Below are 20,893 nucleotides of genomic sequence, written 5' to 3'. Positions count from 1 at the left end.
AGCTCCAGCGCGAATGTTGTCGACCTGTGGCAGGCCTTGTTGTGGGTGCGATGGCAGTGCGGCAGGGCCGCGAAAAGAAACTCAGGTGGGCGACAGTACCGACAGGTGCTCATGGCAGGCCAGCCAGCGCTCGCCGTGCCGGCGCCAGACGATGGTCTCGCGCTCTTGCAAATCGTGGACCTGCCCGTCGATACGCACACGCGTCGCCACGTCATGCATGAAGATCGCCACATCGCCCTGGAGGCTCACCTGGGCGTTGCTCGAGGTGCAACCGAGCACCGCGAAGCCGTCCGCTTGCCATTGTGCCCACAGCCGCTCGTACGCCTGGCGCGACAGCAGCGGCTGAGCCAGGGTGTGGAAGAGGAAGGTGGCTTCTTCGCTGAAGCAGGCGAAGTAGCGCGGGGTGTCGTTACAGGCGAAGGCGTCGACGAGCTCGGCAGCCGCCTGCTGCACTTGCAGGGTCTGGTCCACGGGAGTGGCCTCACGGTCATTGTGATTATGATGAGGGGATTCTGGAGCGGGGCAGGGGCGGGAAGAATCGGCAGGGGCAAATAATCAGTTCAGAAAATCATGAACTGATGCGAGAGGCTCGAAGCGCTCGCGCTGGACGGTGCTGAGGACATCGGCAGGGGCCTAGGACAGGCCCCTGCGCTGCGGCGGTCAGACGTTGATCACACGTTTAAACGTTGATCGATCGGCAAAGGGCCGTGAGCACTAGGTTTCGCGGGGAAATCGGGCCACAGGCTTTGCGGGAATCGCTGGAAGTACCCCCAGTTGTACCCCCAAGGGGATTTCGGGATGATAGATCAGTCTGGATGCGGTTGCCAGGCTGTGCCCTGTCGGATAAAACGGTTCTGGCGCAGACCGCATTGTTGGCTGACGTGATGCTTGGCGCGCGATGAGATGCAGGGGAACGGGCCACTGCGGCCCATACCCTGGAGATCTCTCATGGTAGACCATCACACCCGTCACAACCCGCTGGGGCAAAACGCCCTGTTCGCCACGCCGGCCTCGCTCATGCTCGATGCTCGCCTCACACCCTTGGAACGTAACGGATGGCAGGTACTGCGCATGTTGCGCGCCGCCGAGGGTATCAGCCCGCTGGCGAACCTGGGGCAACTGCGCCGCTACCTCACCTCTACCCCGCTGGGCCAGCGTGCCGGATACGAGACGGCCTGGCGCGTTCTCATCGTGCTTCGGCTGACGGGGTGGATCAGTCTCGTAGGCCAGCACCGCGACCCTCTGACCGGCCATGTGCTCAGTGAGCTGTACCAGGTTCACGAAAGCGCTTTGGACTTCCAGCAGGCCTGCGCGCTTGATGCCAGTCTGCCCGAGCTTTTGCAAGCCTCCATCGGTCACGAAAACAATCAGGTGGATCGGGTGGCCATCCACATCCAGGCAACGCTGGCGCAAGCGCCTGAAGCGGCTTCCCTCTCGGCCCACGATCAGCGCCACGATGACGATGATTTGCCCCCGACGCCGCCGTCGCAGGCGAGCGAGACAGCCGACCCACTGCCATTGTCTGGCGAGTCCGCTGGCAGCACACTTGTTGCGCAACAGACAGGACAGGCTCGCCACATGACGGCAGAGCAGGGCAGTACGTATAAGACGTATATGTATAAAAAAGAACGTACGTACTGCGCGCGCGAAGGCGACGACGATCCGGCATCGCAGTCGGTGAGCTTGCCGCCTTGCTTGAGCAATGCCCAGGCAGATCAGCAAAAGGACGTGCAGGCCGCTTTGCGGCGACTGCCGCCCCAGTATCGCCAGGAAGTACTCGACGAGTTGCAGGCACGCAGCCAGAGCGGCGCCGTGCGCAATGTCGTGGCCTATTTCTTCGCCTTGGTGAAGCGCGTTTTTGCGGGTGAGTTCCGCTTGTGGGCAGGACGCAAGGATGTTGCACCCTCTCCTCAATCTGTCGAAAATCACGCTCCCGTTGTTATCCGTACGGAAGTCCGCCCTGAGCCGCCCGCACCACCGGCCTCACGTGAAACGGTGCTGGCGCACATCGCCAATATTCGCAAGATGCTCCACGCGCCGATGAATGCGGGCGATCTTGCCGCACAGATGATGCAGGCCCGGGGATGGAAGCCTCGCCCAGCTTAGTTCTCCCTGCCTTCGCGGCCTGCGGCCTTGACCAAGAGGCGCTGCCTCTTGGAACGCCGTTCTCGCCGAAGGGCAAGGGTGCCGGGGGAAAGAACATCCCCCTGCACCCAGCCGGTAGGCTGGTGCGCTGCATGGACGTCAATGGTGCGCTGCGCCGGGTGCTCACCCGTTCGGTGCTCGCCTGCGGCTGCGCTCCGCTGCGGCTTGCGCGCCCGCCATTGACCCCCACTACGCGCGAAACCCGCTCAGAGTCATGGCGCGCCCTGGATGCCGTGCGACCCGCTTCATGCACAAGCTGCCTGTGCAGGAGTGGCATGGGCACTATGCCGCGCCTGCGCAGGTAGCCGACAAGGCGAACGCCGCGTCAGTGCCGCAGGCAGGGGCATATCCACATCTGCCGCCGCGCCCTTTGCCCTTCGCATGGACAGGCAAGCCGAAATGGGCCGTCACTGCAAGCCGCAGTGACGGCCCCGCACAAGCCAGCAACAATGCGGGCGAACGCCATATCCTATTGTGTGCAGCAGACGTGATGATGGCCGCATACACTGACCGGGAAGTTGCCAAGACCGATGGGCTTTGTACATCGGCAACCCCAACAGCGCAGGTTCCTGCAGGCGCTGGCCCAACAGGGTGGAACCACCCCAGGTATGCCCAGGCTCCGATCGCATACCGGCCCTACCCATGGGCGGAGCCTTCTTCCTCTGCTTGCCGTCATCCCTTGCGCGCCGCCTGGCGCATTGTCTCTTGCGGTCATTATCCGTGCGCAATGCACGGGGCTCCCGCCGCTTTCTTTCATCCCACTCTCTTCAAAGGAGGACTCATCCACGCTGACAGCTCGTTCATCTCGCACGGCCTCCGCCCGGCCTTCCAGCAGGAAGCAAGACGGATGCCTCATTCGAGGCTCTGGTGTCTCCTGAACACCATGCCCTTGCCCTCACGGGATCTCGCTTTGGCGAGTTGGCACCAACACTAACCATTGAGTTTCAGGGCAACGCAGTACGGCGTTTTACTTGGAGGCCGGAAGATGGACGACTTGACCTACACCCTGCGGCAGCTTTGCCAGCGCAACCGTGACGGTAGCTACACTACGCAGGCTGACCGGATGCGTTCACTGGCCTTGGTTGCGCGGCAATTGCGCGAGGCTGGTTTCAGGCAGATGAAGGCATCGTCGCTCAAGGGTAAGCACGTCCAGGTGCTGCTGGATCGCTGGCAAGGCGAATGCTTATCGTCTGGTACTATCAAGAATCGGCTCTCTCACCTGCGCTGGTGGGCTGAGAAGATCGGCAAGTCTGGGATCTTGCCGGCGGACAACACGAAGCTTGGCGTAGCCGAGCGCCGCTATGTGACTAACATCAGTAAGGCCCGGGAACTGGGCACAGGTCTTGACCAGGTTACCGATGCCCACGTGCGCCTGAGCCTTCAGTTGCAAGCCGCATTCGGGTTGCGTCGGAAGGAAGCGATAAAATTTCAGCCCAGCTATGCGGATCGTGGGGATCACATTGCCCTCAAGGGGGCGTGGACGAAGGGCGGCCGGGAGCGAATTGTACCGATCACCACGGCAGAGCAACGTGAGGTACTCCAGGCAGCACATCGTCTGGCGGGAGCGGGGTCATTGATTCCAGCACACAAGACCTTCATCCAGCAGCAACACGTTTACGATGGCCAGTGTAAGGCGGCGGGGCTGAGTCACATGCACGGCTTGCGCCATCAGTATGCTCAGAGTCGATACGAAGCTCTCACTGGCTGGAAGGCTCCGGCATTAGGTGGGCCATGCGCTGAAAATTTAGCGCCACCCCAACGTTTGTTGGACACCAGTGCACGGCAGACGATCAGCCGTGAACTGGGACATGAGAGACTACAAGTCACCGCAGTGTATCTAGGCCGATAAAGTAACCTATCGCCGAGTACTCGATATCCAACTGGTCAAGGAGTTAAGGTCATGCGCCCAGAAAAGGGAAAGACCACGGCGTTGTGCGTCTTGAAGGTTGTGCAGTTTGTAAACACCGCCAAGAACTGCGGACGGCACCATTTGAAGCTGCCCAAAGTCTTTTCGCCAGGTCTCCGCCTTTACTGCCGCATCGTTATTTAAACGCTTCACCGAGTTGGTAGAAGAGTTTGAAACTTTGCACTCAATGGGCATCACCCGACGATCCCATAAACCTACAAGCACGTCTGCCTTGCGTCCTCCAAGATCACTTTCTGCACAGAATTCACCTGGGGCAGGGGCATCGCTGAGAACAGATACCTTACGCGATGCAACCTGTGTGAATCCCATATCTCGAAGGGCTGCATGCACGGCGGCTTCTTGCTCACGCTTTCCATCGCTACGCCGCCTCGTCTCCAGCCGGCGAGTCGCTATCAACGCAGCGGAGGCGACAATCGCTGCTTCACGCTCACTTTCTGTCGGTTCACGACCCTCAATTACCCATGGAAACCGTCGGCGATCCAATCCACTCAAAACAACTTGCTTGATCCTCCCGACCATTTCCGGGTCACGCAAGATTCGCTGTCGAGACAGGGCTGCTTCTGCAACCACCTTTAGATCATCGTCCGAGATGGGAGGGCCTGCAAGATAGCGAAAGGCTTCCAATAGCTTTGGTGCCGTCAGTACATCGACAAGACGACTGTCTATATCAGAGAGATCAAGGGTGGACTCAAGAAGCTCCTCGATTACACCCTGATACTCATCGAAGTTGGCAATGTACTGTTCTAACGGCTCTTCCATACGGCGCCGCCGGAATATTTCAATAGCGGCTAATCGTTGCTCTTCTAATTGCTCTTCAGTCCAATGCGCAGGAAGCGTCATGCAGTTACCTCGGCTAGCAGGGCAGGAGACGGGATAAAAAGACGCTCCATCTCACCGGGCTCAAATTTGGTTAGCCCCCCTGCATAAGTACGTCCATCCAAAACGCTGATCCCAGTAGACAGATAATCTACCAGTCGAAGCATTTGGGCCTCTGTAAGAAACTCTCGTGGATACAACCCGTGAGCGATATTAATGTGTCTTGCTTCAGCAGCATTCCGTACAAATGACGGGGCTCTGCGTGCCATGTAGGTTGCCAGGATGGGAGCCGGCGCTCGCATTCCAACAGACCACCAAGCACGCCGATTCCTTGCGACATAACCCTCGTGAGCACCTCGTGCTCTTGCGCGTTCCAAGAACCGCTCTACCCCAACACGCTCCTCGGCCATCAGTTCATCTAAGTCATCCGGTAGATCGACAACACAGCGTAAACTGGAAGTGTCAGTAAGGACACGGCCGGCCGCTATGAGCTCGCGTGCCTTGGTGATGCTTTTGAGCTTGTAGCGCTCTGGGATATCTGATTCATCCAGAGTAGCGATAAATGTTGCGTTTGCGCCAGTGACAGTGCCTCGGTGGACTCTGCACAATTCGCCTAGCTCAATAAATCCTTCCGGACATCCACGACCAGAATGCGTAAGGCGTGACCATCTGGTTTCCGTCTCAAGTCGCTCTCTACGTACTGGACGCCCCCCTTCCAGATCTGTCAGATCGGCCATTTTTTTTACGCGGCGAAGCTTCACTGAAGAAGGCTTCTCCCCAATTTGGAACGTTGTAATAGCAGCAGTTGTAGCAGCATCAGGGAAGGGGGTCGCGGTGGGCTCGACGACGATGATTTTTTGTCCCCCAAGCGGGCCAAGAAAGAGATCTCGTACCAACTGGCCGTAGTTCACATCCAGCCACTCGGATGCAGTAATGAATGCACCGGAATCGCCGGGAGCTGCATGCAAAACGGTTGCGAGGAAAAAATACACATGCAGCCCCGCCAGCTGACTTGCCTTCAGGTTATGGCGGGCTGCGGACTCAACCAGCCAGCGCTTCCATTCTGGAGAAATCAGGTGATGGCGGACATAAGGCGGGTTGCCGATGAATAGAGTTCGCCCTTTGAATTCCGACTGGGGGCTTCTGTAGTCTACGAGCTCGATGCACGACCTATCCGCAAACCCTCCCGCCGCTAGATTGGCCCGGGCCATCAGCGCGGCCAGTGGGTCAACCTCTAACCCGAGAAGTTGTGCTTTCGCAAATCGACGACCTGCCGCACAAAGGAATCTTGCTGAACCAACGCCAGGGTCGACTATGCGATCTGGCAATGGTTGTTTGACGGCCCAAGCCATCATCGCATTGACAATGCTGTCAGGGGTATAGGTAGCTCCAGACTCTCTCCGCTGCTCAGCATTACGGATGATCGAAAAGGCCGCACCCAGAGGGTCGCCACCCGCACGAATCTCCTTTTTGAGTTTCTGCGCGTGTGTTTTCCCGAGGGGCTGGACGTCATTGATTAGATCAATCTCTGCGGAGGAGATACCTGAGACATCAGTGGCACCCAGGGCAATTGCCGCCGCAATGAGGTCGGACTCTGTGGTCATTGATTGATTGGCCATTTGCCATCACCCCAAAAGTTCAGTTTGTTGCGGTTTAGTCCGGGTTCGCTTTAGCGCCTCAGACCTATCAGGTCTCGGTGGGCGAATGCGGCCTGGAGCATAGTGCTGGGCATCGACTACAAAGCCAGAAACGCCCAGCCCCTTCAAAAATGTGGCGAGGCTGGTCAGATTCGAGAACATGCGAACACCCCCACGCGTACTACCCAAAACGCGTGTTGTTTTCCCGCAGTGAACCGCTATGGTGAAACCACCTTCTTGACCTATCGCTGATATCGAACTGACGGATCGAGTATCAACAAGCTCTCTTAGCGTCGTCTCACGAATCGCGTCTGTAGTCATCATCTGATGCGCCTCCACTCAGACGGACGATTGTAGACGCAAAAATTGTTCTTCGTCTATCAGTTAACGTTTTCTGCTGGCGAAAAACGTACTGCCCAATCCTGTCTAAAAGTGCCAGATTAGTCGCGTCGCTAGGCCAATGATTCTCTCCTCAGTGGCCCTCGGCGTCACTAAGGTACGCGCACCATGCCTGCAGGATTTCTCGCCTCACATCCAGCAACAGCGCCTTGTTGTAGGTCGCCCGCACCTTGTTGCTTTCCACATGGGCAAGCTGCCGCTCAATCGCATCAGGCCGGTATCCATTCTCATTGGCCCAGGTCGAAAAGGTCGTCCGCCAGCAATGCGGCGTCGTGCCCCGGCCCAGGTTCATGTCGCGCATCGCGTAGGTGAGCCGGTTGGGCGTAGTGAAACCCTTTCCGCTTCGGTGCGGAAACAGATAGCGCCCGCCACCCGTGATGTGCTGCAAGTCTTTCAGCACCGCTATGGCCTGCGTGGACAACGGACTGACATGGTCACGCCGCGCCTTCATCTTCGCCGCAGGCCGACGCCACAGAGCATCCTCAAAGTCGAACTCATCCCACTCAGCATCCGCCGCTTCCCCTGGACGGCAGGCGGTCAGCGCAATCAGCCGCAGGCACAACGAAGTTTCCGGGTAGCCCCGGTAGCCGCGCAACTCCTGATAGAACCTCTGGATTTGCTCTCGCGTCATCGCCGCCTTGCTCTCGCTGAACGGCACGCGTAGCAGCCCGCGCAGGCTGGGAATTGGATTTGCCTCGACCAGACCCCGCACCACCGCGAATTCGAAGATGGCCGACAGATCGCCTTTGACGTGAATCGCCGCCCACGCGCCATGAGCTTTGCATTCCTCCAGCAGCGGGCGGATCTGCTTCACGCCAATGTCGCTCATCGGCATCCCGTCGAACTTGGGCGACAGGTACTTCCTGATGCGGGACTCTTTCGTGCGGTAGGAACTGACCGCGAAGACTGGCTTGATCTCGGCCAGATACGCTTTCGCCACCTTGGCGAACGAGCTTTCGCGGGCACGCTTGCGTTCCTCCAGCGCCTCCAGGTTGCGCTGCTTGACCTGCTTCCGCTCATGGGCAGGGTGGATACCTTGCTTGACCAAGGCACGCGCTTTCTCGCGGGCCGCGCGCGCCTCAGCAAGGCTTACTTGAGGAAAGCCGCCAATAGCAAAGAGGTTCTCCTTGCCTTGCAGGCGATACTTCCACCGCCAGAGCTTGCCGCCGGTGGGTTTGACCAGCAGGAACAGCCCCCCGCCGTCTGATAGTTTCCAATCTCGATCAGTCGATTTGGCCGACCTGATCTTGGCGTCGGTGAGTAGATTCTCGGGCATCGTTGGACTCCACTGTGGGGAGATGTACCCCCACGGTTGAACACGAGTACCCCCAACGCTACCCCCGATTTTTTCAGACCTCGATGAACAATAGGAACGCTCAGTAGACCGTATTGTTTGCACAACCCATTGATTTCAAATGGGCTATTCTGTCCACCAAGCGCTACTGAGCGCCACCGAGATCCAGCAAAAAACGTCAGACGTTGAAGCGGAAATGCATCACGTCGCCGTCCTTGACGATGTAGTCCTTGCCTTCAAGGCGCCACTTGCCGGCTTCCTTGGCGCCGGCTTCACCCTTGAACTGGATGAAGTCGTCGTAGGCCACCACTTCGGCGCGGATGAAGCCTTTCTCGAAGTCGGTGTGGATCACGCCGGCCGCCTGCGGGGCGGTGGCGCCCACGCGCACGGTCCAGGCGCGTACTTCCTGCACGCCGGCAGTGAAGTAGGTCTGCAGGTTGAGCAGCTCGTAGCCTGCGCGAATCACGCGGTTCAGGCCAGGCTCTTCCAGGCCCAGGGCTTCGAGGAACATGTCCTTTTCCTCGCCGTCGTCCAGCTCGGCGATCTCGGCTTCGATCTTGTTGCACACCGGCACCACCACCGCGCCTTCTTCCTCGGCGATGGCCCGAACCACGTCCAGGTGCGGGTTGTCGTCGAAGCCGTCTTCAGCCACGTTGGCGATGTACATCACCGGCTTACTGGTCAGCAGGTGGAAGTTGCGCACCACGGCCTTGTCTTCGGCGCTCATGTGCTTCATCAGGCTGCGCGCAGGCTTGCCTTCGGTGAAGTGCGGGATCAACTGCTCGAGAATGGCTTTCTGCGCCAGGGCTTCCTTGTCGCCGCCCTTGGCGTTGCGCGCCACCTTCTGCAACTGCTTCTCGCAGCTGTCGAGGTCGGCGAAGATCAGCTCAAGGTCGATGATCTCGATGTCGCGCTTGGGATCGACGCTGTTGGACACGTGGATCACGTTCTCGTCTTCGAAGCAGCGCACCACGTGGGCGATGGCATCGGTTTCGCGAATGTTGGCCAGGAACTTGTTGCCCAGGCCTTCACCCTTGGAGGCACCGGCCACCAGGCCTGCGATGTCGACGAACTCCATGGTGGTCGGCAGGATGCGGTTGGGCTTGACGATCTCGGCCAGCGCCGCCAGACGGGCATCGGGCATGGGCACGATGCCGCTGTTCGGCTCGATGGTGCAGAAGGGGAAGTTCTCGGCCGCGATACCGGATTTGGTCAGGGCGTTGAACAGGGTGGACTTGCCGACGTTGGGCAGGCCGACGATGCCGCAGTTGAAACCCATGGGAATTCCCCTTTCTAGAAAGTCAGGCCTTCTGGCTGTGCAGCTCGCGCATGGCCTTGGCGAAGTCGCCGGCCAGCACGTCCGGCAGCACGCCGAGGGCAAAATCGAGGCTGGCATCGAGCTTGTCCTGCTCGGCGCGCGGTGCGCGGCCCAGGACGAAGTTGGACACCAGTTTCGCGTCGCCCGGGTGGCCGATGCCGAGCCGCAGGCGGTGGAAGTCGTTCTGGTTGCCGAGCTGCGCGATGATGTCGCGCAAGCCGTTGTGCCCGCCGTGTCCGCCGCCGCGCTTGAGTTTGGCGACGCCCGGAGGCAGGTCGAGTTCGTCGTGCGCCACCAGGATCGCTTCCGGCTTGATGCGGAAGAAATTGGCCAGAGCCGCGACGGACTGGCCGCTGCGATTCATGTAGGTGGTGGGGATGAGCAAACGAACATCGTTGCCCTGATGGCTGAACTTGGCCGTCAGGCCGAAATATTTCTTGTCGACGGTCAGCGACACGCGCTGGGCGTCGGCAAGACGTTCAACGAAAAGAGCCCCTGCGTTATGCCGGGTCTGTTCGTATTCGGGGCCGGGGTTACCCAGGCCGACGATCAACTGGATGGCGGTCACGTCAGGAGCTCTCTTCTGGAGTGGTCAGGCCACAGCGCGCAGCACTGTAACCCGACCGACGCCGGCGTGCGAGTGATTACTCGGCAGCGCCTTCTTCGCCTTCTTCTTCGGCAACGATGCGCGGAGCGTGCACGTTGGCGATGGCTTTGTCGTCACCGTGGGCCAGTGCCACGAACTCGACGCCTTTGGGCGCCTTGAGGTCGGACAGGTGAACGATGGTGCCGATTTCAGCGTTGCCCAGGTCGACTTCGATGAACTCGGGCAGGTCCTTGGCTTCGCAGGACACTTCGATCTCGGTTTCGGTGTGCGAGATCTCGCCACCTTTCTTGACCGGAGCTTCTTCGTTGACGAAGTGAACCGGGACCTTGGCGGTCAGCTTCTGGCCAGCGACGACGCGAACGAAGTCGGCGTGCATGATGAAGCCTTTGGCCGGGTGACGCTGCAGGGCCTTGACGATGACGTTCTGCTTCTTGCCGTCGACGTTCAGTTCCAGAACGTGGCTGAAGGCAGCCTCGTTTTCGAACAGCTTGGTGATTTCCTTGGCCAGGATGGTCAGGGACTCGGCGTCCTGGTTACCACCGTAGACGACGGCAGGGATGTTCAGCGAGTGACGCAGGCGGCGGCTCGCACCTTTCCCCAGGTCAGTACGCGCTTGGGCGTTCAGGGTGAAATCAGTCATTTCGTTTCTCCAAAATAGCCCCCCGGGGCGTTTGCGACCAGCGCCGTCGGGGATGGCAAAAAAGCCCCGCCCCAACAACCAGTGCTGGGGCGGGGCGCTTTTCGTCAGCGAGGGTTCCGCTTAGCGGAACATCGCGCTGATCGATTCTTCGTTGCTGATGCGGCGGACCGCTTCAGCGACGACCGGTGCGATATCCAGCTGGCGGATACGGTCACAGGCCTGAGCAGCGGCGGACAGCGGGATAGTGTTGGTCACCACCAGCTCGTCGAGCACCGACTTCTCGATGTTCTCGATCGCACGGCCCGACAGTACAGGGTGCGTGCAATAGGCGTAGACCTTGGCCGCGCCATGGTCTTTCAGGGCCTTGGCCGCATGGCACAGGGTGCCGGCGGTGTCGACCATGTCGTCTACCAGGATGCAGGTGCGTCCTTCGACGTCGCCGATGATGTGCATCACCTCGGAGTGGTTCGCTTTCTCGCGGCGTTTGTCGATGATGCCCAGGTCGACACCCAGCGACTTGGCGACGGCGCGTGCGCGCACCACGCCACCGATGTCGGGGGAGACGATCATGAGGTTATCGAAACGCTGGTCTTCGATGTCGTCGACCAGTACGGGCGAGCCGTAGATGTTGTCGACGGGGATATCGAAGAAACCCTGGATCTGGTCAGCGTGCAGGTCGACGGTGAGTACACGGTCGATACCCACGACAGTGAGCATGTCAGCGACGACTTTGGCGCTGATGGCTACACGTGCCGAACGCGGACGGCGGTCCTGGCGGGCGTATCCGAAGTAGGGAATCACGGCGGTGATTCGGGAAGCTGAGGAGCGGCGGAAGGCGTCGGCCATCACTACCAGTTCCATCAGGTTATCGTTGGTCGGGGCGCAGGTCGGCTGAATGATGAACACGTCCTTACCGCGGACGTTCTCATTAATCTCAGTGCTGATTTCGCCGTCGGAGAACTTGCCGACAGAAACATCACCCAGTGGGATATGCAGCTGACGTACGACACGCCGAGCCAGATCGGGGTTGGCATTCCCCGTGAAGACCATCATCTTGGACACGCGCAGTACCTGGAGGCTGAGGGTAACCTGGATGAGTATAAGAAATGGCAGGGGCGGCTGGATTCGAACCAACGCATGGCAGGATCAAAACCTGCTGCCTTACCGCTTGGCGACGCCCCTGTATCTGTTGCTGCGAACGCTTATGCGCTCGACTTCTTGACCAGACTTTGCAGCGTGCGATGCAACATCGAAACGTTGCTTCCCTTTGCTACAAACCCTGCATGGGTATCTGAAAGAAGGGCCAGAACTTTATCAGCTTCGACTTTGCTTGGGAAGGCCCCAAACACGCAACTTCCAGTACCGGTCATTCGAGCTTCGGTGAATTTACCCAGGCAATTCAGCGCATTGCGAACTTCTGGATACCGTTGCTCTACCACCGGTTGGCAGTCATTTCGACTGTTTCCCTCGGGAACGGGGCGCATCTTAAGGGGGAGGGAATCACGTGTCAACTCTGGATGCGAAAAAATTTCCGCTGTGCTGACAGACACTTGCGGCACCAGCACGACGTACCAGGGCTCGTCGGGGTCGACCGGTGTCAGCTGTTCGCCCACCCCCTGGGCGAAGGCGGCGTGACCGCGCACGAACACCGGCACGTCCGCGCCCAGGGTCAGGCCCAGTGCGGCCAGGCGATCGATGTCCCAGTCCAGTTGCCACAGGTGGTGCAGGGCCAGAAGGGAGGTGGCGGCATCGGAGCTGCCGCCGCCGATGCCGCCGCCCATGGGCAGGACCTTGTCCAGCCAGATGTCCGCGCCTAGCGCGCAGCTGGCCTGTGCTTGCAGGGCACGGGCGGCGCGCACGATCAGGTTGCTGTCGTGGGGCACGCCATGGATGGACGTGTGCAGGTGTATCTGACCGTCGTCGCGCACCTGGAAAGACAACTGGTCGGCATGGTCGAGGAACTGGAACACCGTTTCCAGCTCGTGGTAGCCATCGGCGCGGCGGCCGGTGATGTGCAGCCACAAGTTGAGCTTTGCCGGTGCAGGCAGGGTCAGGCGAGCCACGGACTCAATGCCCCAGCTGACGTGGCTGCCAGTCCTTCACCACCACGGTCACGTCGATGTTCTCGCCGTGCAGCTTCAGGCGCTCGGGCAGCCAGTAGCCGTTCTGCTCGCTGTAGCTCAGGTATTCGACTTCCCAGCCATCCTGGCTCAGGCGCGCCAGGCGGCTGTCGCCGTCCAGGGTGAGCTGGCTCTTGCTGTCCGGGGCCGGGAGGCCGCGGACCCACCACACCAGGTGCGACACCGGCAGGCGCCAGCCGAGTTGCTCTTCGAGCAGCGCTTCGGGGTCGGCCGCCTCGAAGCGGCCCTGGTTGGCCACTTCCAGCACCACGGCACCCGGGCGCCCGGTCAGGCGGGCGGCGCCACGGCCCAGCGGGCCGGCCAGGCGGATGTCGTAGTAGTCCTGGCGCTGCAGCCAGAACAAGGTGCCACTGCCCGAGTCGCGCGGGGCACGGATACCGACCTTGCCGTTGATCTGCCAACCGTCGAGGCTGCTCAGTTGCTGCTTGTGCTCGCGCCACAGCTGCGGGCTGCCCTGGCCCTGGACGGCTTCACGGGATCCGGTGCCGGCACAGCCGGCCAGCAGGGCGATGAGGGCGAAGGTGACGAGATGACGCACAGGCATGGTTCAGAGGTTCTCGGATCCGGTCAGGCGCAGGACGGTCTTGCGCAGGGTAGGGTTGTCGGGCTGGTCGGCGAAGGCCTTGGCCCACACCTGACGCGCCTCGCGATGCTTGCCGCTGGCCCATAGCACTTCGCCCAGGTGGGCGGCCACTTCGGGGTCGGGCAGACGCTCCAGGGCCTGGCGCAACAGGCGCTCGGCCTCGTCCAGGTGGCCCAGGCGATAGTTGACCCAGCCCAGGCTGTCGAGCACGGCAGGGTCGTCGGGGGTGATCTGGCGCGCTTTCTCGATCAGTGCCTTGGCTTCGCCATAGCGGGTGGTGCGGTCGGCCAGGGTGTAGCCCAGGGCATTGAGCGCCATGGCGTTTTCTGGCTCGCGGGCGAGGATCGCGCGCAGGTCCTGCTCCAGTTGCGGGAGGTCGTCGCGCTTCTCCGCCAGCATGGCGCGGCTGTACAGCAGGTTGAGGTCGTCGGGGTAGCGCTTGATCGCCTGCTGCATCACCTGGTCGGCCTGTGCCAGCTTGTCGTTGTTGCTCAGGGTCTCGGCTTCGATCAGGTACAGCTGAATGGCGTAGTCCGGCTGCGCTTCACGCGCCTCGGCCAGGTGGCGCGAGGCCTCGGCACTGCGACCGTTGGCGATGAGGATGTCAGCCTGGCGCAGTTGCGCGGCCAGATAATCCGGGCCGGGACCTACCAGTGCGTACTCGCGCAGGGCGGCGGCGGGCAGGTTGCGTTCCTCGCGGATGCGCCCCAGGTTCAGGTGCGCGGCGTCGGCGTTGCTGTCGCGCTCGACCATTTCCTGCAGGTAACCTTCGGCCTCGTCCCAGTCCTTGTTCTCCATGCACACCAGCGCCAGCGAATAACGCAGCTCGTCGTCGTCGGGGTACTGCTGCAACAGGCTCTCGAACTCGGCCTTGGCCTCGGCGATGTGGTTCTGCTCGACCAGCGTGCGGCCATAGGTGACGCGCAGGCGCTTGTCGTCGGGATTGTCGCGGATCGCCTTGCGCAGCAGCGGCAGCGCTTCATCGCCGCGTTCCAGCGTCTGCAACAGGCGAGCGCGCAGCAGGATCGGGGCGATTTCGCCGTTGTGCGGGGGATGCGCTTCGAGCAAGTCCAGCGCCTGCTCGGTCTTGCCGTCCTGGTTCAACAGCAGGGCCTTGCCGAACACCAGCTGGCCGTTATCCGGGTACTTGAGCAGCAGCCGGTCGAAACTCTTGAGCAGGCCGTCGCGGGTGCTCTGGTCGGTCTCGGCGGCAGACAGGGCGAGGAAATCGAAATGGGTGTCGCCCTGGCCCTGGAGCACCTTCTCCATGGCGGCCATGGCGTCGTCATAGCGCCCGGCACGGGCCAGCTGAATGGCGGCGGCGCGCTGGGCATCGAGATTCTGCGGGTCGTTGCGCGCCCAGATCAGTGCGGTGTCGAGCGCCGGCTCGTCGGCCCCGAGGTACTCGGCGATGCGGTAGGCGCGCTCGGAGACACCGGGGTCCTGGGTCTTCTGCGCCTGGTCGACATAGTTGGCCAGGGCGATGTCGAACCGGTTGCGCTGGCCCGCCAGCTCGGCCACCAAAAGGCTGTACAGGGTGTCAGGCTTGAACGACCCATAGACCACGGTGGGTTTGGCTTCGGGCTTGTCGGCCTCGACGACGGCCTGCTGCTCCTCGCTCTTGTGCGGGACCAGGCTCTGGCAGCCCTGGAGCAGGGCGAAGGCAAGCAGCAATGCGTAGGGTCTGTTCATAGGCCTTTGGTGGGCTAACCGGCGGTCGGGGCATGATGACACAAGCGTGGGGGCAAACCCACCCGCCAGATGTGTGACCGCACGGCCACCGGGATGTTCGGACGGGCAGGGCGCGAGCATGGCTACTGCCCTTGGCGACAATAGGCCAGGGTCATGGTGTCGATAGCGAACGGTGGTTGTTCTGAGTCCTGTGAAGTAGGACAATTATCGGCTTCCTGTCCCCACCAGCGATCTTGCATGGCCTTTCTCGCCCTCGGTATCAACCACAAGACTGCCTCGGTCGACGTCCGCGAGCGCGTGGCGTTCACGCCCGAGCAGCTGGTCGACGCCTTGCAGCAGCTCTGCCGACTGACCGCCAGCCGCGAGGCGGCGATCCTCTCCACCTGCAATCGCAGCGAACTCTATATAGAGCAGGACACGCTCGGCGCCGACGACGTGCTGCAGTGGCTGGCCAGCTATCACCGCCTGAGCCTGGACGAGCTGCGGGCCAGCGCCTATGTCCACGAAGACCACGACGCCGTGCGCCACATGATGCGCGTCGCCTCCGGGCTGGACTCGCTGGTGCTGGGCGAGCCGCAGATCCTCGGCCAGATGAAATCGGCTTACGCCGTGGCCCGCGAGGCCGGCACCGTCGGGCCGCTGCTCGGCCGCCTGTTCCAGGCCACCTTCAGCGCCGCCAAGCAGGTGCGCACCGACACCGCCATCGGCGAGAACCCGGTCTCGGTGGCCTTCGCCGCGGTCAGCCTGGCCAAGCAGATCTTCGCCGACCTGGGCCGCAGCCAGGCACTGCTGATCGGCGCTGGAGAGACCATCACCCTGGTCGCCCGCCACCTGCACGAGCAGGGCGTCAAGCGTATCGTCGTGGCCAACCGCACCCTGGAGCGCGCGAGCCTGCTGGCCGAGCAGTTCGGTGCGCATGCCGTGCTGCTGGCCGACATTCCCCAGGAACTGGCCAACAGCGACATCGTCATCAGTTCCACCGCCAGCCAGTTGCCGATCCTCGGCAAGGGCGCGGTGGAAAGTGCGCTCAAGCAGCGCCGGCACAAGCCGATCTTCATGGTCGACATCGCCGTGCCGCGGGACATCGAGGCACAGGTGGGCGAGCTGGACGACGTCTACCTCTACACCGTCGACGACCTGCACGAGGTGGTCGCGGAAAACCTCAAGAGCCGACAGGGCGCGGCCCAGGCCGCCGAGGAACTGGTGAGCGCCGGCGCCGAGGACTTCATGGCGCGCCTGCGCGAGCTGGCGGCGGTGGACGTGCTTCGGGCCTACCGCCAGCAGAGCGAACGCCTGCGCGACGAGGAACTGCTCAAGGCCCAGCGCCTGCTGGCCAATGGCGGCAACCCCGAAGAAGTGCTCGCGCAATTGGCTCGCGGGCTGACCAACAAGCTGCTGCATGCCCCCAGCGTGCAGCTGAAGAAGCTCACCGCCGAAGGCCGCGTCGATGCGCTGGCCATGGCTCAGGAACTCTTTGCCCTTCACGAAGGCGCCACGGACAAGACCCCGCAATGAAAGCGTCGCTGCTGAAAAAACTGGACATCCTCCAGGACCGCTTCGAAGAACTCACCGCCCTGCTGGGCGATGCCGAGGTCATTTCCGACCAGACCCGCTTTCGCGCCTACTCCCGCGAGTACGCCGAGGTCGAGCCGGTGTTCGCCGCCTACAGCGCCTGGCGCAAGGTCCAGGACGACCTCGAGGGTGCCCAGGCGCTGCTCAAGGACAGCGACCCGGACCTGCGCGAAATGGCCGTCGAGGAGGTGCGCGAGGCCAAGGAGCGCTTGCTGGACCTGGAGTCGCAGTTGCAGCGCATGCTGCTGCCCAAGGACCCCAACGACGGACGCAACGTGTTCCTGGAAATCCGCGCGGGCACCGGCGGCGACGAGGCGGCGATCTTCTCCGGCGACCTGTTCCGCATGTACTCGCGTTACGCCGAGAAGCGCGGCTGGCGCCTGGAAATCCTCTCGGAGAACGAGGGTGAACATGGCGGCTACAAGGAAATCATCGCCCGCGTGGAAGGTGACAGCGTCTACGGCAAGCTCAAGTTCGAGTCTGGTGCGCACCGCGTGCAGCGCGTGCCGGAAACCGAGTCCCAGGGCCGCATCCACACTTCGGCCTGTACCGTCGCAGTGCTGGCCGAGCCGGACGAACAGGCGGCCATCGAGATCAACCCGGCCGACCTGCGCGTGGATACCTACCGCGCGTCCGGTGCCGGTGGCCAGCACGTGAACAAGACCGACTCGGCCATCCGCATCACCCACCTGCCCACCGGCATCGTGGTCGAGTGCCAGGAAGAGCGCTCCCAGCACAAGAACCGCGCCCGGGCGCTGTCCTGGCTGTCGGCCAAGCTCAACGACCTGCAGACCAGCGCCGCGCAGAACGCCATCGCCAGCGAGCGCAAGCTGCTGGTGGGCTCGGGCGACCGCTCCGAGCGTATCCGCACCTACAATTATCCACAGGGTCGGGTCACCGACCATCGCATCAACCTGACGCTGTATTCGCTGGACGATGTACTGGCCGGTGGCGTCGATGCGGTGATCGAGCCCCTGCTCGCCGAATATCAGGCCGATCAACTGGCCGCCCTGGGGGACTGATGACCATCATCGCCAGCCTGCTGCGCAATGCGCACCTGCCCGATTCGCCTACCGAACGCCTGGACGCCGAGCTGCTGCTGGCGGCCGCCCTGGGCAAGTCGCGTAGCTACCTGCACACCTGGCCCGAGCGCATCGTCAGCCGCGAAGCGGCTGACACCTACGATGCCTGGATCGAACGCCGCCGTACGGGTGAGCCTGTGGCCTACATCCTCGGCCAGCAGGGGTTCTGGAAGCTCGACCTGGAGGTGGCGCCGCACACCCTGATCCCTCGGCCCGACACCGAGTTGCTGGTGGAATCCGCCCTGCAACGTCTACCGGCCCAGGCCGCACGGGTACTGGATCTGGGCACCGGCAGCGGTGCCATCGCCCTGGCGCTGGCCAGCGAGCGCCCGGCCTGGCAGGTGATGGCGGTGGACCGCATCGAGCAGGCCGTGGCCCTGGCCGAGCGCAATCGCCAGCGGCTGCACCTGGACAACGTGCAGGTGCGTACCAGCCACTGGTTCGACGCCCTGGACGGAGAGCGCTTCGACCTGATCCTCAGCAACCCTCCCTACATCGCCGCCCACGACCCTCACCTGAGTGCCGGCGACCTGCGCTTCGAACCCAGCAGTGCGCTGGTGGCAGGCCACGATGGCCTGGACGACTTGCGCCTGATCGTCGCCCAGGCGCCCCGGTACCTGCTCCCTGGCGGCTGGTTGATGCTCGAACACGGCTTCGACCAGGCCAGCGCCGTGCGCGCGCTGATGCAGGACAGCCAGTTCGTCGAGGTCGCCAGCCATCGCGATCTGGGCGGTCACGAGCGCATCAGCCTTGGGCGCCTGCCGTGCTGAGCGACGACGAACTGCTGCGCTACAGCCGACAGATCCTGCTGGCGCAGGTGGATGTCGAGGGTCAGCTGCGACTCAAGCAAAGCAAGGTGCTGGTGGTCGGATTGGGCGGGCTGGGTTCGCCGGTGGCCTTGTATCTGGCAGCCGCAGGCGTGGGCGAGCTGCATCTGGCCGATTTCGACCACGTCGACCTGAGCAACTTGCAGCGCCAGGTGATTCACGACAGCGAGAGCCTCGGCCTGAGCAAGGTCGATTCGGCGCTGCGACGCCTGCGCGCGATCAACCCGCAGATCGAACTGGTTGGCCACCGCCAGGCGCTGGATCCCGAGACCCTGGCGGCGGCGGTCGGTGCGGTCGACCTGGTGCTGGACTGCTGCGACAATTTCGCCACCCGCGAGGCGGTCAACGCCGCCTGCGTGACGGCGGGCAAGCCACTGGTCAGCGGCGCGGCGATTCGTCTGGAAGGGCAGTTGTCGGTCTTCGATCCACGCCAGGCGCACAGCCCTTGCTATCACTGCCTGTACGGTCATGGCAGCGAAGCCGAACTGACCTGCAGCGAGGCCGGCGTGATCGGCCCGCTGGTGGGCATGGTCGGCAGCCTGCAGGCGCTCGAGGCGCTGAAGCTGCTGGTCGGCTTCGGCGAGCCGCTGGTAGGGCGTCTGCTGCTCATCGATGCCCTCGGCAGCCGGATGCGCGAGTTGCGGGTCAAGCGCGACCCGGGCTGCACGGTGTGTGCAGGCCGCCATGATTGATCGTGCAGCGCCCATCGGCGTGATGGACTCGGGCGTGGGCGGCCTCTCGGTGCTGGCCGAGGTGCGTCGCCTGCTTCCGGCCGAATCGTTGCTGTACCTGGCCGACGCCGGGCATGTGCCCTATGGCGAGAAGTCTGCCGATTACATTCGCGAGCGCTGCCGGCGCATCGCCGCGTTCTTCCAGGCCCAGGGCGCCAAGGCGATGGTGCTGGCCTGCAACACGGCCACGGCAGCCGCTGTCGCCGACCTGCGCGCGCGTTACCCGCAGTGGCCGATCGTCGGCATGGAGCCGGCGGTGAAACCGGCAGCGGCGGCCACCCGTTCCGGCGTGGTCGGGGTGCTGGCCACCACCGGTACCCTGCAAAGCGCCAGGTTCGCCGCTTTGCTCGATCGTTTCGCCGGTGATGTGCGCGTCGTCACCCAGCCATGCCCTGGCCTGGTCGAGTTGATCGAGCAAGGCGATCTCACCAGCCCGGCGCTGCGTCAGTTGCTGCAAGGCTACGTGCAGCCACTGCTGGAGGCCGGGTGCGACACATTGATCCTGGGCTGTACGCACTATCCCTTCCTGCGGCCGCTGCTGGCCGAGCAGGTGCCGGAGCAGGTCGCAATCATCGATACGGGCGCAGCGGTAGCCCGGCAGTTGCAGCGCCTGCTGCAGGCTGGGGATCTGTTGGCGAGCGGGCCTGCGCGGCAGGCAGTGTTCTACAGCAGCGCCGATCCAGGCCGCCTGCAAGCGGTCCTGCCCGGGCTAGGGCAGGCATCGAGCGTGCAGGTGCAACCCTTCGAGGAATGAGAGACGACGTGAACTCAGCGCGGCTCGGGCAGCGGCCATAGCAGCGCAGGGTCCAGCACCTCGAGCACCAGTTCGGCCTGTCTGGTCTGCAACCGATCGAGCAGTTCCTTCGCGGCACTGTCGGCGGTCCACAATTCGGGCAATGCTTGCGCAGTGGTCAGCGGCGCCTTGGTCGAGGGTGGGGCGACTATCGTCAGTTGCACACCCAGGTCGGCAAGCGCCTTGCGCTGCTCGCGCAGCCAATGAGGCAGGCTGTTGTGGCCGGCCGGGCTCTGAGCGGGAGAGTACCGCTGCAAGGCCGAATAGCGGCTGAAAACCGCCATGATACGGGGCTGCTCACTTCGTGCCAGCAGGGGCAAAGCTACTGCCAGCGCGTGCTCGCAGGCCTGCCAGTTGGTGGTGAGGATCTGATCGAACATCTCGTTGGTCGGCACATCCGTCGGCAGGTACTCGCAGGTACCCGCATCGACGATCAGCGTGTCCACTGCGCCCCAGCGCGCTTGCAACTGCTGGCCGGCCAGTTGAGCCTGGTCGAGGTGATGCAGACCCGCCGGAAGGCACAGCAGGGTGTCATCGTACTCGGCCTTCAAGGCTTGAAGGCGTTGAGTATCAAGGCCGCTGACCGCGACTCGATGGCCGGAGCCAAGCAGGTCCTCTGCCATCGCCAAGCCAAGACCACTACCGGCTCCGGTGAGCCAGAAAATGCGACTACTGCTCAAATTGCATAC

General features: G+C 62.6%; 19 protein-coding genes and 1 tRNA gene. 7 read left to right on the top strand and 13 right to left on the bottom strand.

The window, feature by feature from the left end:
• Positions 1–81: 81 nt before the first annotated feature.
• Positions 82–471, bottom strand: a complete 390-nt coding sequence (locus IAE34_RS14870) for a YybH family protein (RefSeq protein WP_200139721.1) — start codon at positions 469–471, stop codon at positions 82–84.
• Between the two features lie 477 nt (positions 472–948).
• On the opposite strand from IAE34_RS14870, the gene IAE34_RS14865 reads away from it, so the two are divergent.
• Positions 949–2,106, top strand: a complete 1,158-nt coding sequence (locus IAE34_RS14865) for an STY4528 family pathogenicity island replication protein (protein WP_200139720.1) — start codon at positions 949–951, stop codon at positions 2,104–2,106.
• Between the two features lie 1,024 nt (positions 2,107–3,130).
• Positions 3,131–3,994 carry an integrase domain-containing protein gene (locus IAE34_RS14860; protein WP_200139719.1) on the top strand — a complete coding sequence of 288 codons (864 nt, stop codon included), beginning with the start codon at positions 3,131–3,133 and terminating at the stop codon, positions 3,992–3,994.
• 6 nt (positions 3,995–4,000) lie between these two features.
• Here the strand turns inward: IAE34_RS14860 and IAE34_RS14855 are convergent, their stop codons facing one another.
• The 11 genes from IAE34_RS14855 to IAE34_RS14805 form a co-directional block, all read right to left on the bottom strand.
• A complete protein-coding gene (locus IAE34_RS14855) occupies positions 4,001–4,912 on the bottom strand; it encodes a XamI family restriction endonuclease (protein ID WP_200139718.1) in 912 nt (303 codons plus the stop codon).
• Complete coding sequence (locus tag IAE34_RS14850; RefSeq protein WP_200139717.1) at positions 4,909–6,507, bottom strand: N-6 DNA methylase; 1,599 nt, start codon at positions 6,505–6,507, stop codon at positions 4,909–4,911. Before IAE34_RS14850 ends, IAE34_RS14855 begins: the two co-directional genes overlap by 4 nt.
• Before the next feature lie 490 nt (positions 6,508–6,997).
• Positions 6,998–8,200: a tyrosine-type recombinase/integrase gene (locus IAE34_RS14845; RefSeq protein WP_200139716.1), complete on the bottom strand. Its 1,203-nt coding sequence runs from the start codon at positions 8,198–8,200 to the stop codon at positions 6,998–7,000.
• Positions 8,201–8,396: 196 nt separating this feature from the next.
• The gene (gene ychF, locus IAE34_RS14840) at positions 8,397–9,497 is read right to left on the bottom strand and encodes a redox-regulated ATPase YchF (protein WP_200139715.1); all 1,101 of its coding nucleotides are present in this window, start codon (positions 9,495–9,497) and stop codon (positions 8,397–8,399) included.
• 22 nt (positions 9,498–9,519) lie between these two features.
• A complete protein-coding gene (gene pth, locus IAE34_RS14835; RefSeq protein WP_200139714.1) occupies positions 9,520–10,104 on the bottom strand; it encodes an aminoacyl-tRNA hydrolase in 585 nt (194 codons plus the stop codon).
• 76 nt (positions 10,105–10,180) lie between these two features.
• Positions 10,181–10,783: a 50S ribosomal protein L25/general stress protein Ctc gene (locus IAE34_RS14830; protein WP_200139713.1), complete on the bottom strand. Its 603-nt coding sequence runs from the start codon at positions 10,781–10,783 to the stop codon at positions 10,181–10,183.
• A 120-nt stretch (positions 10,784–10,903) separates the two neighbouring features.
• Complete coding sequence (locus IAE34_RS14825) at positions 10,904–11,845, bottom strand: ribose-phosphate pyrophosphokinase (RefSeq protein ID WP_029614333.1); 942 nt, start codon at positions 11,843–11,845, stop codon at positions 10,904–10,906.
• 45 nt (positions 11,846–11,890) lie between these two features.
• Positions 11,891–11,965, bottom strand: a tRNA-Gln gene (locus IAE34_RS14820).
• Positions 11,966–11,985: 20 nt separating this feature from the next.
• A complete protein-coding gene (gene ispE, locus IAE34_RS14815; protein WP_200139712.1) occupies positions 11,986–12,846 on the bottom strand; it encodes a 4-(cytidine 5'-diphospho)-2-C-methyl-D-erythritol kinase in 861 nt (286 codons plus the stop codon).
• Positions 12,847–12,850: 4 nt separating this feature from the next.
• Positions 12,851–13,468 (bottom strand): lipoprotein insertase outer membrane protein LolB, encoded by a 618-nt coding sequence (gene lolB, locus IAE34_RS14810; RefSeq protein ID WP_200139711.1) that lies wholly within the window; start codon positions 13,466–13,468, stop codon positions 12,851–12,853.
• Between the two features lie 3 nt (positions 13,469–13,471).
• Positions 13,472–15,199, bottom strand: a complete 1,728-nt coding sequence (locus IAE34_RS14805; protein ID WP_200139710.1) for a tetratricopeptide repeat protein — start codon at positions 15,197–15,199, stop codon at positions 13,472–13,474.
• A gap of 237 nt (positions 15,200–15,436) precedes the next feature.
• Here IAE34_RS14805 and hemA point away from each other — a divergent pair, with 237 nt between their 5' ends.
• The 5 genes from hemA to murI are packed head-to-tail and all read left to right on the top strand — an operon-like array spanning position 15,437 to position 20,165.
• Positions 15,437–16,714 (top strand): glutamyl-tRNA reductase, encoded by a 1,278-nt coding sequence (hemA, locus tag IAE34_RS14800; RefSeq protein ID WP_200139709.1) that lies wholly within the window; start codon positions 15,437–15,439, stop codon positions 16,712–16,714.
• On the top strand, positions 16,711–17,793 hold the full coding sequence (gene prfA, locus IAE34_RS14795) for a peptide chain release factor 1 (protein ID WP_200139708.1): 1,083 nt from the start codon (positions 16,711–16,713) through the stop codon (positions 17,791–17,793). The genes hemA and prfA overlap by 4 nt, the downstream gene beginning before the upstream one ends.
• Positions 17,793–18,623: a peptide chain release factor N(5)-glutamine methyltransferase gene (prmC, locus tag IAE34_RS14790; protein ID WP_200139707.1), complete on the top strand. Its 831-nt coding sequence runs from the start codon at positions 17,793–17,795 to the stop codon at positions 18,621–18,623. The genes prfA and prmC overlap by 1 nt, the downstream gene beginning before the upstream one ends.
• Complete coding sequence (locus IAE34_RS14785) at positions 18,617–19,372, top strand: molybdopterin-synthase adenylyltransferase MoeB (protein WP_200139706.1); 756 nt, start codon at positions 18,617–18,619, stop codon at positions 19,370–19,372. Before prmC ends, IAE34_RS14785 begins: the two co-directional genes overlap by 7 nt.
• The gene (gene murI / locus IAE34_RS14780; RefSeq protein ID WP_200139705.1) at positions 19,365–20,165 is read left to right on the top strand and encodes a glutamate racemase; all 801 of its coding nucleotides are present in this window, start codon (positions 19,365–19,367) and stop codon (positions 20,163–20,165) included. Before IAE34_RS14785 ends, murI begins: the two co-directional genes overlap by 8 nt.
• Positions 20,166–20,179: 14 nt before the next feature.
• Here the strand turns inward: murI and IAE34_RS14775 are convergent, their stop codons facing one another.
• Positions 20,180–20,884 (bottom strand): SDR family NAD(P)-dependent oxidoreductase, encoded by a 705-nt coding sequence (locus IAE34_RS14775; RefSeq protein WP_200139704.1) that lies wholly within the window; start codon positions 20,882–20,884, stop codon positions 20,180–20,182.
• Between the last annotated feature and the right edge of the window lie 9 nt (positions 20,885–20,893).

It is taken from the genome of Pseudomonas sp. S30, assembly GCF_016518545.1.
Lineage (GTDB): Bacteria > Pseudomonadota > Gammaproteobacteria > Pseudomonadales > Pseudomonadaceae > Aquipseudomonas.
Note: the sequence above shows the minus strand (reverse complement) of the source record. Positions and strands in the feature narration are given on the sequence as shown.

Excerpts from the sequence above, each read along its gene's own strand:
- IAE34_RS14850 (WP_200139717.1), bottom strand. The coding sequence starts at position 6,507 with ATGGCCAATCAATCAATGACCACAGAGTCCGACCTCATTGCGGCGGCA.
- hemA (WP_200139709.1), top strand. The coding sequence starts at position 15,437 with ATGGCCTTTCTCGCCCTCGGTATCAACCACAAGACTGCCTCGGTCGAC.
- IAE34_RS14805 (WP_200139710.1), bottom strand. The coding sequence starts at position 15,199 with ATGAACAGACCCTACGCATTGCTGCTTGCCTTCGCCCTGCTCCAGGGC.
- IAE34_RS14860 (WP_200139719.1), top strand. The coding sequence starts at position 3,131 with ATGGACGACTTGACCTACACCCTGCGGCAGCTTTGCCAGCGCAACCGT.
- prmC (WP_200139707.1), top strand. The coding sequence starts at position 17,793 with ATGACCATCATCGCCAGCCTGCTGCGCAATGCGCACCTGCCCGATTCG.
- IAE34_RS14830 (WP_200139713.1), bottom strand. The coding sequence starts at position 10,783 with ATGACTGATTTCACCCTGAACGCCCAAGCGCGTACTGACCTGGGGAAA.
- lolB (WP_200139711.1), bottom strand. The coding sequence starts at position 13,468 with ATGCCTGTGCGTCATCTCGTCACCTTCGCCCTCATCGCCCTGCTGGCC.
- ychF (WP_200139715.1), bottom strand. The coding sequence starts at position 9,497 with ATGGGTTTCAACTGCGGCATCGTCGGCCTGCCCAACGTCGGCAAGTCC.
- IAE34_RS14845 (WP_200139716.1), bottom strand. The coding sequence starts at position 8,200 with ATGCCCGAGAATCTACTCACCGACGCCAAGATCAGGTCGGCCAAATCG.
- IAE34_RS14865 (WP_200139720.1), top strand. The coding sequence starts at position 949 with ATGGTAGACCATCACACCCGTCACAACCCGCTGGGGCAAAACGCCCTG.
- IAE34_RS14855 (WP_200139718.1), bottom strand. The coding sequence starts at position 4,912 with ATGACGCTTCCTGCGCATTGGACTGAAGAGCAATTAGAAGAGCAACGA.
- prfA (WP_200139708.1), top strand. The coding sequence starts at position 16,711 with ATGAAAGCGTCGCTGCTGAAAAAACTGGACATCCTCCAGGACCGCTTC.
- murI (WP_200139705.1), top strand. The coding sequence starts at position 19,365 with ATGATTGATCGTGCAGCGCCCATCGGCGTGATGGACTCGGGCGTGGGC.